This is a genomic window from Streptomyces sp. NPDC090741 (genome assembly GCF_044769045.1).
GTDB lineage: Bacteria > Actinomycetota > Actinomycetes > Streptomycetales > Streptomycetaceae > Streptomyces.
In genome coordinates, this window is the sequence record NZ_JBIVXF010000022.1 from 1 (window position 1) to 15,528 (window position 15,528).

Below are 15,528 nucleotides of genomic sequence, written 5' to 3' on the forward strand. Positions count from 1 at the left end.
GGGGGGGTTGTTGTTCACCACCCCCGGGGGCGGCCCCCCCCCCCCCCCCCCCCCGCCGGGCCCCCCCCCCCGCCGGGGGGGCCCCGGCCGGGGGGGGCCCCCCCCCCCCCCGCGGGGGGGGGCCCCCCCACCGCCGTGGGCGGCCCGGACGGGCCGGGTCAGTGCACCGGGACCGGTTCCGGCGCAGCCGCCGAGGCCCGCTGGGCGCCGAAGTGGTTGAAGGCCAGGTTGAGCACGATGGCCACCACGCAGCCGGTGCTGATGCCGGAGTCCAGGACGACCAGCAGGTCCTTCGGGAACGCGTGGTAGAACTCCGGCGCCGCGATCGGGATCAGGCCGATGCCGACCGAGGCTGCGACGATCAGGGCGTTCTCGCCCTTCTCCATGGCCGCGCCCGCCAGGGTCTGGATCCCGCTGGCCGCGACCGAGCCGAACAGGACGATGCCGGCCCCGCCGAGCACCGGCAGCGGGACCACGCCGATGACGGAGGCCGCCATCGGGCACAGGCCCAGCAGGATCAGGATGCCGCCGCCCGCGGCGACGACGAACCGGCTGCGCACCTTGGTCATCGCCACGAGCCCGATGTTCTGCGCGAAGGCACTGCACATGAAGCCGTTGAACAGCGGGCTGAGCGCGCTGCCGAGCGTGTCCGCGCGCAGTCCGCCCTCGATGGTCTTCGCGTCCGCCGGCCGTCCGACGATCTTGCCCAGCGCCAGGATGTCGGCGGTGGACTCGGTCATGCACACCAGCATCACGATGCACATGGAGACGATGGCGGCCACCTGGAACTGCGGGGCGCCGAAGTGGAACGGGGTCGGGAAGCCCACCAGCGAGGCGTTCTTGACGGTGTCGAAGCTGGTCATCCCCAGCGGGAGCGCGATCAGCGTGCCCGCCACCAGGCCGAGCAGGATCGAGATCTGCTGGAGGAAGCCGCGCAGGAACTTGCGCATCAGCAGCACGATGACGAGGGTGACGGCGGCCATGCCGATGTTCTGCATCGAGCCGTAGTCGGTGGCGGTGCGGTTGCCGCCCTGCGACCAGTTGAAGGCGACCGGCAGCAGGGACACGCCGATCAGGGTGATGACCGTACCGGTGACGACCGGCGGGAAGAAGCGGACGAGCTTCCCGAAGTACGGGGCGGCGAAGAAGCCGACGACCCCGGCGACGATGATCGCGCCGAAGATGACGGGGATGGCGTCCGCGCCCTCCCCCTTGCCTATGGCGATCATCGGGGTCACGCCGGCGAACGAAACGCCGTTGACGAAGGGGAGTTTGGCGCCGATCTTCCAGAAACCGAGGGTCTGGAGGAGGGTGGCGAGGCCGGCGGTGAAGAGCGAGGCGCCCATCAGGAACGCGGTCTCGGTGGCGGAGAGTCCGACGGCAGGGCCGACGATCATGGGCGGGGCGACGACACCCGCGTACATGGCGGCCACGTGCTGGAGGCCGCTCGTGAACATCTTCAGAGGAGGCAGGGTCTCGTCGACCGGGTGCTTCTCCTCCGGTACTGCGACTGCATCTTTGCGAAACCTGGGCGTGTGTGCCACGGCTTCCTCCGGTCGGGTAACACGTCAGCAGGGACGTGGGTGTCTTGGAGGTGGTGCGAAAGCTGTGCAAGTCGAGCCTGTATGGAGTTGTGGGTGGTGGGGGTGGTGGGGGTGGAGGTGGGGGGGTGTTGCGAGTGGTGCTCGTTCTTGTCCCAAGAGGCGCGGAAACGATTCGCCCAAACCGTTCCAGCGAAGTAGTGGCACGAGTCACCGCCCCGGGAACGCCCTCGGAAAACCTCGGGCGCTTCCCGGGAACGGCTGCCGCGGACCCCGCTCGGGTCCGCGACGACCGGCCGGGGGCCGTCCCCCCCGGCCGGACTCCGAGGGGATCAGCCCTGCGCGGTGATGCGCGCGAGGCGCTGGGCCTCTTCGCGGGTGGACACCGCGATGGCGTCCTCGTCGGCGAAGAGGAGTCGGTTGTTCTCGACGATCTGCCTGCCGTTGACGAACGACGCCGTCACCGGGGCGGCCGCACCGAAGACCAGCGCGGTGACCGGGTCGGCGATCGAGGAGTGCAGGAAGGTGCTGATGTTCCAGAGCACCAGGTCGGCGCACTTGCCGGCCTCCAGCGAACCGATGTTGTCGGCGCGGCCGAGGACCTGCGCGCCACCGTACGTACCGAGGCGCAGGGCCTGGCGGGCGTTGAGCGCGGCCTCGCGGTGGACCGGGTTCAGCCGGTTGATCAGCAGCGCGTTGCGCAGCTCGGTGTGCAGCTCACCAGACTCGTTGGAGGCGGTGCCGTCCACGCCGAGGCCGACCGGTACGCCGGCGGCCAGCATGTCCGGGACGCGGGCGATGCCGGCGGCCAGACGGGCGTTGGAGGACGGGCAGTGCGCGACACCGGTCTTGGTACGGGCGAACGCGGCGATGTCGGAGTCGTTCATGTGGACGCTGTGCGCCATCCACACGTCCTCGCCGAGCCAGCCGGTCGACTCGAAGTAGTCGGTCGGGCCCATGCCGAAGAGCTCGTGGCAGAACTTCTCCTCCTCGACGGTCTCGCTGCCGTGCGTGTGCATCCGCACACCGAGGCGGCGGGCCAGCTCGGCGCCCTGCTTCAGCAGCTCGGTGGAGACCGAGAAGGGGGAGCAGGGGGCGACGGCGACCTGGGTCATCGCGTCGAAGGAGGCGTCGTGGAACTTCTTCACCGTCGCCTCGGTGTCGGCGAGCGCGCCTTCGAGGGTCTCGACGGCGTGGTCCGGCGGCAGGCCGCCGTCCTTCTCGCTGCGGTCCATCGAACCGCGGGCGAGGGTGAAGCGGACGCCCATCTCGGACGCGGCGCGGATGATCGAGCCGGAGAGGTCGCCGGCGCCCTTCGGGTACACGTAGTGGTGGTCCATGGCGGTGGTGACACCACCGCGGGCCATCGCGGCGAGGGAGCCCTGGGCGGCCGTGTACGCCATCTGCTCGTCGATGCGCGCCCACGTCGGGTACAGCGCGACGAGCCAGTTGAAGAGGTTGTGGTCGGTGGCCAGGCCGCGCGTGATCCACTGGTAGAAGTGGTGGTGCGTGTTGACCAGACCGGGAGTCACGAGGTGCCCGGTGCCGTCGATGCGGCGGACGACGTTGTCGAGGTTCTCGGGGGCCCTGCCCGCACCGATGGACTCGATCTTGTTGCCGGCGATGACGATGTGACCCGAGGCGTACTCGGTGTCGTTGGCGTCAACGGTTGCGATCGCGCAGTTCTCGATGACGATGCGCTCTACTGCGCCGTCCTGGGCTGCCGATGCTGCCATGGGACTTCCTCGTGCTTTCAGTGGCGGTGCGGGCACGGCAAAACCCAGGGGATTTGAGTGCCGGAGCCGGGGGCCTGACAGCTGACAGTACTGTCGCCCCGTGTGTTGCGTCCGGGTGCCGATTCAGGAAGTGGGGGGCGTGTCGTGCGGTCCCGGGGCCACTGCGGGGCCCCGGGACGCGCGTGCCGCGCTCAGAGGTTGGTCATGTCCACGGGGATGCGGGCGTCAACGCCGTCCCGCAGGACCGTGGCCTCGATCAGACCGTACGGACGGTCCGCGGCGAAGTAGACCTCGTTGTCGTTCTTGAGGCCGAAGGGCTCCAGGTCGACGAGGAAGTGGTGCTTGTTCGGGAGCGAGAAGCGGACCTCGTCGATCTCCGAACGGTGGTTGATGATGCGCGAGCCCATCTGGTACAGGGTCTGCTGCAGCGAGAGGGAGTAGGTCTCGGCGAAGGCCTGAAGCATGTGCTTCTTGGTCTCGGCGTAGGACTTCTCCCAGTTGGGCATCCGCTGCTCGTCGTCGGTCCAGTTGAAGCGCCAGCGACCCGACACCTGGGTGGCCAGGATGCGGTCGTACGCCTCCTGCAGGGTCGTGTACTTGTCCTTCACGTAACCCCAGAACTCGGAGTTCGTGGAGTTCATGACGATCAGGTCCTTGAGGCCGGAGATGACCTCCCAGTTCTGGCCGTCGTACGTGATCTGGGTGACGCGGGTCTCCATACCCTTGCGGATGAAGGAGTGGTTGACTTCGTCGGAGCCGATGAACTTGGAGTTGGCGTCCGAGGTGGCGATCCGGTCCCAGGCGTACTCCTCGATCCGGATGCGCGCACGCTGGATCGGCTCCTGGCTGTTCACGAACCAGCGGGCCAGGTGGATGCCGAACTGCTCGGCGGACTCGATGCCGTACTCCTTGGCGAACGCGTACACCGTGTTCTTGGTGGTGTCCGTCGGCAGGACGTTGGCGTTCGAGCCGGAGTAGTGGACGTCGTCCATGTCGCCGGAGAGGGCGACCGAGACGTTCAGGTCCTTGATGTGGTGGGTGTCGCCGTCCCGCGTGATCTTGACGACGCGGTTCTCTGCTTTGCCGTACTGGTTCTGGCCCAGAATCGTGGCCATGCTAGCTCCCTCGGTAAACGGAGTAGCCGAACGGGTTGAGCAGCAGCGGTACGTGGTAGTGCTCGCCGGGAGTGACCGCGAAGGTGATCGTCACTTCCGGGAAAAACGCACCGCTGTCCCTTACGCGGGGGGCGTCCTGCTGCGCCTCGGCTTGCTTCTTGGAACTGTGCTTATCAAAGAAGTACGTCTCGGTCTCGAAGTCGAGACGTACGTGGGTGGTGCCCTCCGGCAGCGCCGGCAGGTCCTTGCATCGCCCGTCCGCATCGGTGGCGGAGCCGCCCAGGGCCACCCACTCGCCGTCCAGACCCGTACGGGCCGACAGGGAGATGGCGACGCCCTCGGCGGGGCGGCCGATGCTGGTGTCCAGGATGTGCGTGGACACCGACGCGGTGGTCGCGGTGCTCATGCTCACGCTCCTTCTTCTGCGAGTTCGACGAGGCGGGTCAGACGGATCCGGTTGATCTTCACCAGCTCGCCGCGGGCGATCTCCCGCTCCTGCTCCGGCGAGTTGTCGATCCGGACCCTGACCGCGTCCCGCATGAACTCACCGGTCGCACCGGTGGCGCAGACGAGGAAGACGTGGCCGAACTTGTCCTGGTACGCCAGGTTCAGTTCGAGGAGTTCGTTCTTGAGCTCCTCCGAGGCACCGGCCATACCGCGCTGCTCGCGGGCGGAGGTCGGGTCCCCCGGCTTCGGCCGGCCGATCGGCGCGTGGCCTGCCATCGCTTCGGCCAGGTCCTCGGCGGTGAGCTCCGCCATGGCGGCCTCGTTCGCGGAGAACAGGGAGTCGGCGCCGGCGAAGGGGCGCTGGGCGAGCAGCTTGCTCCCCCATGCCGAACTGGCGCACACCTCGTGCAGCTCAGCCGTGGCCGCACTGTCGTCCAAGGCGTTGAACCGGGTGAGACCCGGGGTCGGACTCGAAGTCACGGTAGGCCTCCGTGGCCTGTTGTTGCTTGACGGGCTGCGCATAGCTAACGCCCTCGACAACACGGCGTCAACACTTTGTTGAAACTTCCCGTACACAAAAGCCGCCGCCCGGATGAATTGGGCGGCGGCTCGTCACCATGCGTCAGGAGGGTTTCACGATTGGTTGCCTTTGCTGGCGTTTTCCCTGTTCAAGTAGTTGTAGACCGTGAAACGGCTTACGCCCAGGGCGCCCGCGACCGTCTCCACGCCGTGCCGCACGGAGAAGGCGCCGCGCGCCTCCAGTATCCGTACGACGTCCTGCTTGGACTTCCGGTCGAGCTGTGACAACGGTACGCCGTGCCGGCGCTCCAGCGCCGCCAGGATGTGGTCCAGCGAGTCGGACAGCTGGGGCAGCCGTACGGCCAGCAGGTCCTGACCCTCCCAGCTGAGCACGACGTCGTCGGGCTGCGCCAGGGCCGGATCCATCAGCTCGCCGCCCATCGCGTCGACCAGCGGCTTGACCGCGGTGACGAACGGGTGGTCGCGGGGCTCGGTCATGGGGTGTCCTCCCCGATCACGTTGACCTGGAGCGAGACGCGGGTGGCCCCGGACTCCAGTGAGTCGCGCAGCAGCGCGGCCACCGCGGCCAGCACCGCGTCGGCGTCACCCTCGGCGGTGTTGCCGAACGGGCCCACGTCGACGGCGTCCAGCTGGGCCTTCTGGATGACCTCGCGAGCGGCCACGGCATGGGCGGGGGCCTCTTCGAGATCGAAGGGCTCGGTCGTGAACTCCACTCTCAATCGCACGCTGGTCAAGCTACCTCCCGGTCACTCTTTTTCGGCAGTCCGGGCTTGACATCCACGACGAGCCCGATGCAGTCTTCCATCAAGCAGAAACTAACTTCCGCAATACGGAAGGAGCGCACACCCCTCATGGGATACACGGACCAGCGCTTCGATGTGAACCTTTCGATCCTCTTCACGGAACTCCCGCTTCTGGAGCGTCCCGCGGCAGCCGCCGCGGCGGGCTTCACAGCGGTCGAGCTGTGGTGGCCCTGGATCGAGACCCCCACCCCCGCTCAGGAGGAGCTCGACGCCCTCAAGAAGGCTCTTGAGGACGCCGGCACCCAGCTGGTGGGCCTGAACTTCTACGCCGGCCGGCTGCCGGGCCCGGACCGCGGTGCGGTCTCGGTACCCGGCGAGGAGTCGGACCGCTTCAACGCCAACATCGACGTGGCCGCGGACTTCGCCGCGTCGGTGGGCTGCAAGGCGCTCAACGCCCTCTACGGCAACCGGGTCGAGGGTGTGGACCCGGCCGTTCAGGACGAGCTCGCCCTGGAGAACCTGGTCGTGGCGGCCCGGGCCGCGGACCGCGTCGGCGCGATCCTGCTGATCGAGACCCTCAACAAGCCCGAGTCGCCGCTCTACCCGCTGGTGAGCGCCCCGGCCGGCATCGAGGTCGTGGACAAGGTGAACGGGGCCACCGGCCTCGGGAACGCCAAGTTCCTGCTCGACCTGTACCACCTGGCGATGAACGATGAGGACCTCTCCGAGGTCATCGAAAAGTACGCCGCCAAGACCGGCCACGTCCAGATCGCGGACAAGCCGGGACGCGGTGCCCCCGGCACCGGCGAGCTGCCCCTCGAGGAGCTGCTCGACCAGCTGAAGAAGGCCGGATACGAGGGCTACGTAGGCCTGGAGTACAAGGCCGCCGACGCCGCCGCCTCCTTCGCGTGGCTGCCGTCCGAGGCCCGCGCCGCGAAGTAGGCGGACCAAGTCCGGGCGATCAGCCAGGCACCTCACGAACTTTTCGTACGAAGCATTAAGAGAAGGACCCTCATCATGAGCAACCCCACTGCGCTCCCGTCGATCGCCTGGATCGGGCTCGGAATCATGGGCTCCCCCATGGCCGAGAACCTCCTGAAGGCCGGCTACCCGGTCACCGGCTTCACGCTGGAGCAGGACAAGCTCGACCGCCTGGCCGCCGCCGGCGGCGCCGCCGCCGGCTCGATCGCCGAGGCCGTCAAGGACGCCGACGTCATCATCACGATGGTGCCCGCCTCCCCGCAGGTCGAGGCCATCTCGTACGGCGAGAACGGCATCCTGGAGAACGCGAAGTCCGGCGCGCTGATCATCGACATGTCGTCGATCACCCCGCAGACCTCGATCGACCTCGCCAAGAAGGCCGCCGAGAAGGGCATCCGCGTCATCGACGCCCCGGTGTCCGGCGGCGAGGCCGGCGCCATCGAGGCCGTGCTGTCGATCATGGTGGGTGGCGAGCAGGCCGACTTCGACGCGGCCCTGCCGATCCTCGAAACCCTCGGCAAGACCATCGTGCTCTGCGGTCCGCACGGCTCCGGCCAGACGGTGAAGGCCGCCAACCAGCTCATCGTCGCGGTGAACATCCAGGCGTGCGCCGAGGCCGTGGTCTTCCTGGAGAAGTCCGGTGTGAACCTCACCGCCGCCCTGGACGTCCTCAACGGCGGTCTGGCCGGCTCCACGGTCCTGACCCGCAAGAAGGACAACTTCCTGAACCGCGACTTCAAGCCCGGCTTCCGGATCGACCTGCACCACAAGGACATGGGCATCGTCACCGACGCCGCCCGCAACGTCGGTGCGGCCCTCCCGGTCGGCGCGGTCGTCGCCCAGCTGGTCGCCTCGCTGCGCGCCCAGGGTGACGGCGGCCTGGACCACTCGGCGCTGCTCCGCGCGGTCGAGCGCCTCTCCGGCGCCCAGATCTGAGCGCCTCCCCTCTCGCAGGGGCTCTGAGTTTCCGGATGGTGCCGGTGCTGACACCTGTCCTGTCGCGCCCAGGCGCCGGCACCGTCCGGATCACCTCTCTCCATCTTTGTTCAACAAACTGTTGACGCTGCGTTCGGCCTGAAATTAGGCTGTTCCGCATGACGGAAGACGCTTTCCGTCAGCAGGTTTCCCGTACGGAAGGTCACCATGTCGAAGCGCACGCTGACGACCGAGTCCGGCGCCCCGGTCGCCGACAACCAGAACTCCGCCACCGCCGGCGTCGGTGGCCCGCTCCTGATCCAGGACCAGCAGCTCCTGGAGAAGCTGGCCCGCTTCAACCGCGAGCGCATCCCGGAGCGCGTGGTGCACGCCCGCGGCTCCGCCGCGTACGGCCACTTCGAGGTGACCGACGACGTCACCGCGTACACCAGCGCCGCGTTCCTGAACACGGTCGGCAAGAAGACCGAGACCTTCCTGCGCTTCTCCACCGTCGCCGACTCCCTCGGTGGCGCGGACGCGGTCCGCGACCCGCGCGGCTTCGCGCTGAAGTTCTACACCGAAGAGGGCAACTACGACCTCGTCGGCAACAACACCCCGGTGTTCTTCATCAAGGACCCGATCAAGTTCCCCGACTTCATCCACTCCCAGAAGCGCGACCCCTTCACGGGCAAGCAGGAGCCGGACAACGTCTGGGACTTCTGGGCGCACGCCCCCGAGGCGACGCACCAGATCACCTGGCTGATGGGTGACCGCGGCATCCCTGCCTCGTACCGTCACATGAACGGCTACGGCTCGCACACCTACCAGTGGACGAACGAGCAGGGCGAGGCCTTCTTCGTCAAGTACCACTTCAAGACGAACCAGGGCATACGCTGCCTGTCGGGCGAGCAGGCCGCCGAGCTCGTCGGCAAGGACGCCAACTCGCACCAGACCGACCTGCTCCAGGCGATCGAGCGCGGTGTGAACCCGAGCTGGACCCTGTACGTCCAGATCATGCCGGCCGCCGAGGCCGCGGACTACCGCTTCAACCCGTTCGACCTCACCAAGGTGTGGCCGCACAGCGACTACCCGCTGCAGCGCGTGGGCCGCCTGGTCCTCGACCGCAACCCGGACAACGTCTTCGCCGAGGTCGAGCAGTCCGCCTTCTCCCCGAACAACTTCGTCCCGGGCATCACCGCCTCGCCGGACAAGATGCTCCAGGGCCGCCTCTTCGCGTACGCCGACGCCCAGCGCTACCGCCTCGGTGTGAACCACACCGTGCTGCCGGTCAACGCCCCGAAGGCGACGAAGGCCGAGAACTACGGCCGCGACGGCGTCATGGCGCTGCGCAACGGCTCGCGCCACGACAAGAACTACGAGCCCAACTCGTACCAGGGCCCCGCCGAGACCGGGCTCGCGCTCGGCGCCCCGAAGGCCGTCTCCGGCTACACGGGCACCCACGAGGCCCCGGCCCACACCAAGGACGACGACTTCTTCCAGGCCGGTGAGCTCTACCGCCTGATGTCGGAGGCCGAGAAGCAGCGTCTGGTGGCGAACATCGCCGGCGGCCTGTCTCAGGTCACCCTCGAGGATGTCATCGAAAAGAACCTGGCTCACTTCCACGCCGCGGACGCCGACTACGGCCGCCGCGTCGAGGAGACCGTCCGCGCCCTGCGCGACGCCTGAGCCACACAGCTGCACCGGGGACCTGGCGGGAGGTCAGGTCCCGGGTGCCGAGCCCGAACCGCGGACCCGGATGAGGGGTGGTACGCGGTAAGGGCCGGACGAGGACCGCGACGGGCGTGTGAGCCAGTGCGGTGGTAATGGGTGCCGAGGCCCGTCTCTTGACCTGAGGGAGACGACGCCGGAGCTCTCGTCACCGCCCGTCGCGGTCCCAGCCGCTCCTCCCACCTTCTCCTTATATACAGGGGGCCACGCACAGAGCCCCCTGTATATGAGCCGCCATACTCCGCCCGGCGGCGCGAATGTCCTGTCGCGCCAGCCTCGCACCGTCGGGCGGTCACACTCAAAGCGCCGAGTCACGGACGGTCCCGTGACTCGGCGCTTTGTCATGCGTGTCGTCTTCTCCGAACTGCTCGACCGGTGCCGACGCCGTCTGACCATCGGCCCCTGAACGTGGTCACGGTCCAGGTCACGAGACTCTTCGAAATACTTCCGCGACCCCGTCAACCAGCGCCTACGCACCCGCTGCGCAACCACCCGGCGAGCTCGTGGGCACCTCGACGCCCGCTAATTTCGTTGAGCCCGCACCTGTGATCGTGTTGGCTAGCGACGCCGAACCGTCGGTACCGCTGGTGTCCGCTTGGCTGTAGCAGGGAGTTACGCGTGCAGGACCATGTCGTCGACCCCGGTGCCCATAATCGGGCAGCCTGGGACAGGTATGTCCAGGAGGGCAACGAGTGGTCGAGGCCGGTGAGTGCTGAGGATGTCGAGCGCGCCCGCATGGGCGACTGGTCGATTGTTCTCATCGGGCGTGAGCCGGTCGACCGCTCCTGGCTGCCGACGGACCTGACCGGCAAGGACGTGTTGTGCCTGGCCTCCGGCGGTGGCCAGCAGGGTCCGATCCTCGCCGCCGCAGGGGCACGGGTCACCGTGTTCGACAACTCGCCCCGCCAGCTCGGCCAGGACCAGATGGTGGCGGCGCGCGACGGACTTGAGCTGCGCACCGTACTGGGCGACATGCGCGACCTCAGCGCCTTGGGCGACGCAGCATTCGATGTTGTGTTCCACCCGGTCTCGAACCTGTTTGTACCCGACTTGGCACCGGTGTGGCGTGAGTGCTTCCGCGTCCTGCGACCGGGCGGAACTCTGCTCGTGGGCTTCCTCAACCCTGATGTGTACTTGTTCGACCACGAGGCCCTCGACGAGCGCGGCGAGCTGGTCGTCGTGCACAAGCTGCCCTACAGCGATGTCACGCATTACTCCGCCGAGGAACGCGCCACGAAGTTCGGCGCGGATGCCGCTCTTGAATACAGTCACACCCTCAGCGACCAGATCGGCGGGCAACTCGCCGCGGGGTTCGTCCTCGCCGGCTTCGCAGAAGCACCGGACCAATCCAATGCATCCGCCCAATACATGTCGAACTATTTTGCGACGCTGGCGGTCAAGCCAGGCTGACCCAACCGCGGCGCCGAGATACCCAACTGACCTGCATAGTCTCATGAGTTGGTTCGGTCAACAGGCCATACGTGCGATCAGGCGGCGCGGCGGTCGTCGATCTCCACGGACAGGTACGGCCACACGTTCGCGAGAGCGGCCAGTTCGTCGGGGGTCGGTGCGCCGCCCGCTGCGCGCAGGGACTCGGCGGGGCGGAAGTGGACGGTCGTACCGGTCGTACCGGTAGCGCCGGCGTCGGCGATCGGCGTCAGGTCGGTGGTGGGAACGCCGTGTTCGTAGCGCTGGACCCAGGCTCCGCCCGCGCGGCGGTTGGTGTGGACGAGCCACTCGCTCAGCGCCGCCACGACGGACATGCCGCGCCGCGGGTGGCCGTCGGGAAGGATCTGCGCCTCGGGGTGGTCGAAGAACCGGAGGTCCTTCGTCGCCATGATCGGCTTCTTCACCGGCCGGCCGTGACCGTCGAGGCGGGTGTCGGTGCCCCGGCCCTCGTCCGCCACGGACACCGAGCCGTCGGCGTGGAGCGTGACGGTACAACGCCCTCCGCCGGTGCACTCCGCCTCGTCGGCCGCGTACGCGACGACTTCGAGCAGCAGGTGGGGAAGGCCGCCAGGGGCGAACACGGCCTGGTCCTGACGGATACGGCCGAGGTGGTCGGCGTCCACGGAACGTGCCCAGTCGTGCGTCGTGTTGCGCCAGGAGGCCACTGATCTGTCCATGGGAGCAGTATGCCGACCCGCTGCTCTCCGTCGGACAGCGCAGAGCGGCCCCCGCTCCTCCTCGCGGAGGGACGGGGGCCGCTTCGTACCGCAGTCGTCAGGCGATCAGACGGACAGCGGGCGGATCGCGGTCGGGGCGTGGCCCGGCTCGGTCGCGAGCTCCTCGAACTCGGTGACGTCGCTCATGTCGACCGTCTTGCTCATCGAGATGTTGGTGATGCGCTCCAGGATGGCCTCGACGACCACCGGGACGCTGTGCTCCGCGGCGAGCTTCTTGGCCTCCTCGAAGGCCTCGCCCAGCTTGTCCGGGTCGGTGACGCGGATGGCCTTGACGCCCAGACCCTCGGCGACCTTGACGTGGTCGACGCCGTAGACGCCCAGCTCGGGGGTGTTGATGTTCTCGAACTCGAGGTTGACCTCGAAGTTGATGCCCAGGCCGCCCTGCGCCTGGCGGATCAGGCCCAGGTAGGCGTTGTTCACGAGGACGTGGACGTAGGGGACCTTGTGCTGGGCGGCGACCGCCAGCTCCTCGATCATGAACTGGAAGTCGTAGTCGCCCGAGATCGCGACGATCGGGGTCTGCGGGTCCGCGGTGGCGGCACCGATCGCGGCCGGGATGGTCCAGCCGAGCGGACCGGCCTGGCCGCAGTTGATCCAGTTGCGCGGGCGGTAGACGTGCAGGAACTGCGCGGCCGCGATCTGGGAGAGCCCGATGGTGGTGACGTAACGCGTCTCCGGGCCGAAGGCCTTGTTCATCTCCTCGTAGACGCGCTGCGGCTTCAGGGGGATGTTGTCGAAGTGCGTGCGGCGCTGCAGGGTGGCCTTGCGCTCCTGCGCGGACGCGGCCCAGGCGGAGAAGTCCGGCAGCTTGCCCTCGGCCTTGAGCTCCTTGGCGACCTCGATGAAGAGCTCCAGCGCGGCCTTGGCGTCCGAGGCGATGCCGAAGTCCGGGGCGAAGATCTTGCCGAGCTGGGTCGGCTCGATGTCGACGTGGACGAACTTGCGGCCCTTGGTGTAGGCGTCCAGGTTGTAACCGGTGTGACGGTTGGCCCAGCGGTTGCCGATGCCGAAGACGAAGTCCGACTCCAGGAAGGTCGCGTTGCCGTAGCGGTGCGCGGTCTGGACGCCGACCATGCCGGCGGCCAGCTCGTGGTCGTCCGGGATGGTGCCCCAGCCCATGAGGGTGGAGATGACCGGGACGCCGGTCAGCTCGGCGAACTCGACCAGCAGGTCGGTGGCGTCGGCGTTGATGATGCCGCCACCGGCGACGATCAGCGGGCGCTCGGACTCCAGCAGGAACTGCAGGGCCTTGACGGCCTGGGCGCGGGACGCCTGCGGCTTGTAGACCGGCAGGGGCTGGTAGGTCTCCGGGTCGAACTCGATCTCGGTCAGCTGAACGTCGATCGGGAGGTCGATCAGGACCGGGCCCGGACGGCCGGAGCGCATCAGGTGGAAGGCCTGCTGGAACACGCCGGGGACCTGCGCGGCCTCCAGGACGGTGGTCGCGGCCTTGGTGACCGGCTTGGCGATCGAGGCGATGTCGACGGCCTGGAAGTCCTCCTTGTGGAGCTTCGAGACCGGAGCCTGACCGGTGATGCACAGGATCGGGATCGAGTCCGCGATGGCCGAGTACAGACCGGTGATCATGTCGGTGCCGGCCGGGCCCGAGGTGCCGATGCAGACGCCGATGTTGCCCGCCTTGGCTCGGGTGTACCCCTCGGCCATGTGCGAGGCGCCCTCGACGTGGCGGGCCAGCGTGTGCGCGATGCCGCCCACGTTCTTGAGCTCGCGGTAGAACGGGTTGATCGCAGCACCGGGGACACCGAACGCTTGTTCGACACCCTCGAGCTTGAGGATCTCCACTGCAGCGGCGGCAGCTGTCATACGAGGCATCGAGTTCTCCTGCGGGTCAGGCGGTCAGGCGGTCAGGCTGCTTCCGGATTCCAGAGTGTTTCCGCAATACGGAAGTTATGTTCTGCTATACGGAACAAGCTAAGCGGCCAGTCCCGGCACGTCAAGGAGCTTCAGGACCCCGGAACACACCAAAAGCCGCGTGTCACGCAAGCGACTTGTACGAACCACCGGGACGCGGCGGAATATCAGCGGAAAATCGAGGGCACGCTCGCCGCGGTGGTGGCCGGTGGTGGAGCATGGGCCTACGCAGAGCGACGGAGGGGCAGTACTCATGGCGGAAGCGGTACCGGTGCGCTGCCCGGCGTGCCTGCGCGAGAACGAATACGCCGCCCCGGTCTTCCCGTGCGCCTGCGGGAGTCCGGTGGCCCCGCCGCTGGACCTGGCGGCGCCGCCCCTGCCGCTGACGCACCGGACCTGGTCGGACACGTGGGTGGCGGTGCGCTGCGCGGCCTGCGGGCGGGTGAGCGAGTGGCCGCATCCGGAGCTGGGCTGCGCGTCGTGCGGGACGGTGGTGCGGATTCCGGTGCATCCGGTGGAGCCGGAGTCCGCGCCGGGCGGAGGCGTACGGGACGGGCTGCGTCCGCGTCCCGACGTACGGGGAGAGGTAGGGGGCGACGTACGGGGAGAGGTACAGGGAGACGTCCGGGGGCAGGCGCGGGCGGGGTCGGGTGACTCCGGCGGCCCCGGGCCGGCCGGACCCGGCGCTCCCGGCCGGCCTCCGGCGGCTCCCGCGCAGCGGCCCGCGTTCCGCCCGGTGACCATCCGTACCGCCCGGGACGCGGTGGCCACGGCCGCGCTGTACCTGCGGTGGCTCGGCTTCCAGGACGTCCGCCAGCCCGACGGGCGGCCCATCCCCTCGGCGGCCGTGGACCTGCGGGCCCCCGGACTGGTGGCCCAGGTGGACCCGACCACCGCGCCGGCCGGGCTGCGGGCCGTGGAGTGCGTCTGGCTGAACGGGCTGACGGCCTCCGCGACCAGCGTCTACTTCTCGCTGGCCGGGTACACGCAGGACGCCCGCTCCCGCGCTGACGACCTCGGGATACCGCTGTTCGTCATGGACCTCACGGGCATGCCGCAGCCGGTCAACGACCCGGCCGACGCGCTGGTGGGCACGGGGGCGTAGGGCAGTCGGGGGCCGGGCCGACCGGGCCGACCGGGCCGATCAGGCCGCGGGGACAGGACGTAGGCTCGGAGCACATGGCGGAACACGTATCCGTATCTGTGCCGAGGAGAGCCCGATGAGCCTGTACGACATCCCGCTGACCACCCTGTCCGACGAGCCCACCAGCCTGGCGGCCCACAAGGGCAAGGCGATCCTGCTGGTGAACACCGCCTCGCAGTGCGGTCTCACCCCGCAGTACTCGGGACTGGCTCGGCTCCAGTTCAAGTACGAGGAGAAGGGGTTCACCGTCATCGGCGTGCCCTGCAACCAGTTCGGCGGGCAGGAGCCCGGCACCGCCGACGACATCGCGACCTTCTGCGCGGCCGGCTTCGGCGTGACGTTCCCGATGCTGGAGAAGACCGAGGTCAACGGCGAGAACCGGCACCCGCTGTACACGGAGCTGGTGAAGGCCTCGTACGCCGACGGCGAGGCGGGCGCCGACATCCAGTGGAACTTCGAGAAGTTCCTGATCTCCCCCGCCGGTGAGGTCGTGGCGCGCTTCCGGCCGAGCGTCGAGCCCGAGGCCCCCGAGGTCATCGCGGCGATCGAGGCGCAGCTGCCGGCCTGACCGGACGTACGG

General features: G+C 68.5%; 15 protein-coding genes. 6 read left to right on the forward strand and 9 right to left on the reverse strand.

Annotation, left to right across the window (positions count from 1 at the left end):
* Positions 1 to 158: 158 nt before the first annotated feature.
* The 7 genes from ACIQU4_RS38260 to ACIQU4_RS38290 all read right to left on the reverse strand — a co-directional run bounded on the left by ACIQU4_RS38260 (position 159) and on the right by ACIQU4_RS38290 (position 6,104).
* On the reverse strand, positions 159 to 1,544 hold the full coding sequence (locus ACIQU4_RS38260) for a nucleobase:cation symporter-2 family protein (protein WP_403741204.1): 1,386 nt from the start codon (positions 1,542 to 1,544) through the stop codon (positions 159 to 161).
* 329 nt (positions 1,545 to 1,873) lie between these two features.
* On the reverse strand, positions 1,874 to 3,277 hold the full coding sequence (locus ACIQU4_RS38265; protein ID WP_403741207.1) for an 8-oxoguanine deaminase: 1,404 nt from the start codon (positions 3,275 to 3,277) through the stop codon (positions 1,874 to 1,876).
* 191 nt (positions 3,278 to 3,468) lie between these two features.
* Positions 3,469 to 4,392, reverse strand: coding sequence for a factor-independent urate hydroxylase (gene pucL / locus ACIQU4_RS38270; RefSeq protein ID WP_403741210.1), 924 nt, complete (start codon positions 4,390 to 4,392; stop codon positions 3,469 to 3,471).
* Position 4,393: 1 nt separating this feature from the next.
* Positions 4,394 to 4,798 carry a hydroxyisourate hydrolase gene (gene uraH / locus ACIQU4_RS38275; protein WP_403741212.1) on the reverse strand — a complete coding sequence of 135 codons (405 nt, stop codon included), beginning with the start codon at positions 4,796 to 4,798 and terminating at the stop codon, positions 4,394 to 4,396.
* 2 nt (positions 4,799 to 4,800) lie between these two features.
* Complete coding sequence (uraD, locus tag ACIQU4_RS38280) at positions 4,801 to 5,319, reverse strand: 2-oxo-4-hydroxy-4-carboxy-5-ureidoimidazoline decarboxylase (protein ID WP_403741214.1); 519 nt, start codon at positions 5,317 to 5,319, stop codon at positions 4,801 to 4,803.
* A 153-nt stretch (positions 5,320 to 5,472) separates the two neighbouring features.
* The gene (locus ACIQU4_RS38285) at positions 5,473 to 5,856 is read right to left on the reverse strand and encodes a helix-turn-helix domain-containing protein (RefSeq protein WP_403741217.1); all 384 of its coding nucleotides are present in this window, start codon (positions 5,854 to 5,856) and stop codon (positions 5,473 to 5,475) included.
* The gene (locus ACIQU4_RS38290; RefSeq protein WP_403741220.1) at positions 5,853 to 6,104 is read right to left on the reverse strand and encodes a thiamine-binding protein; all 252 of its coding nucleotides are present in this window, start codon (positions 6,102 to 6,104) and stop codon (positions 5,853 to 5,855) included. Before ACIQU4_RS38290 ends, ACIQU4_RS38285 begins: the two co-directional genes overlap by 4 nt.
* A gap of 126 nt (positions 6,105 to 6,230) precedes the next feature.
* Here ACIQU4_RS38290 and ACIQU4_RS38295 point away from each other — a divergent pair, with 126 nt between their 5' ends.
* The 4 genes from ACIQU4_RS38295 (at position 6,231) to ACIQU4_RS38310 (ending at position 11,156) form a co-directional block, all read left to right on the forward strand.
* Positions 6,231 to 7,064, forward strand: coding sequence for a TIM barrel protein (locus ACIQU4_RS38295; RefSeq protein WP_403741223.1), 834 nt, complete (start codon positions 6,231 to 6,233; stop codon positions 7,062 to 7,064).
* 75 nt (positions 7,065 to 7,139) lie between these two features.
* On the forward strand, positions 7,140 to 8,039 hold the full coding sequence (locus ACIQU4_RS38300) for a 2-hydroxy-3-oxopropionate reductase (protein WP_403741226.1): 900 nt from the start codon (positions 7,140 to 7,142) through the stop codon (positions 8,037 to 8,039).
* A 207-nt stretch (positions 8,040 to 8,246) separates the two neighbouring features.
* Positions 8,247 to 9,704, forward strand: coding sequence for a catalase (locus ACIQU4_RS38305; RefSeq protein WP_403741227.1), 1,458 nt, complete (start codon positions 8,247 to 8,249; stop codon positions 9,702 to 9,704).
* A 660-nt stretch (positions 9,705 to 10,364) separates the two neighbouring features.
* Positions 10,365 to 11,156: a class I SAM-dependent methyltransferase gene (locus ACIQU4_RS38310; RefSeq protein WP_403741230.1), complete on the forward strand. Its 792-nt coding sequence runs from the start codon at positions 10,365 to 10,367 to the stop codon at positions 11,154 to 11,156.
* A gap of 77 nt (positions 11,157 to 11,233) precedes the next feature.
* Here the strand turns inward: ACIQU4_RS38310 and ACIQU4_RS38315 are convergent, their stop codons facing one another.
* Positions 11,234 to 11,872: an ATP-binding protein gene (locus ACIQU4_RS38315; RefSeq protein WP_403741232.1), complete on the reverse strand. Its 639-nt coding sequence runs from the start codon at positions 11,870 to 11,872 to the stop codon at positions 11,234 to 11,236.
* Between the two features lie 105 nt (positions 11,873 to 11,977).
* On the reverse strand, positions 11,978 to 13,765 hold the full coding sequence (gcl, locus tag ACIQU4_RS38320) for a glyoxylate carboligase (RefSeq protein ID WP_403741235.1): 1,788 nt from the start codon (positions 13,763 to 13,765) through the stop codon (positions 11,978 to 11,980).
* A 292-nt stretch (positions 13,766 to 14,057) separates the two neighbouring features.
* On the opposite strand from gcl, the gene ACIQU4_RS38325 reads away from it, so the two are divergent.
* Both ACIQU4_RS38325 and ACIQU4_RS38330 read left to right on the forward strand, forming a co-directional pair.
* Positions 14,058 to 14,909 (forward strand): hypothetical protein, encoded by an 852-nt coding sequence (locus tag ACIQU4_RS38325; protein WP_403741237.1) that lies wholly within the window; start codon positions 14,058 to 14,060, stop codon positions 14,907 to 14,909.
* 115 nt (positions 14,910 to 15,024) lie between these two features.
* Positions 15,025 to 15,516: a glutathione peroxidase gene (locus tag ACIQU4_RS38330; RefSeq protein WP_403741240.1), complete on the forward strand. Its 492-nt coding sequence runs from the start codon at positions 15,025 to 15,027 to the stop codon at positions 15,514 to 15,516.
* Positions 15,517 to 15,528: the final 12 nt, after the last annotated feature.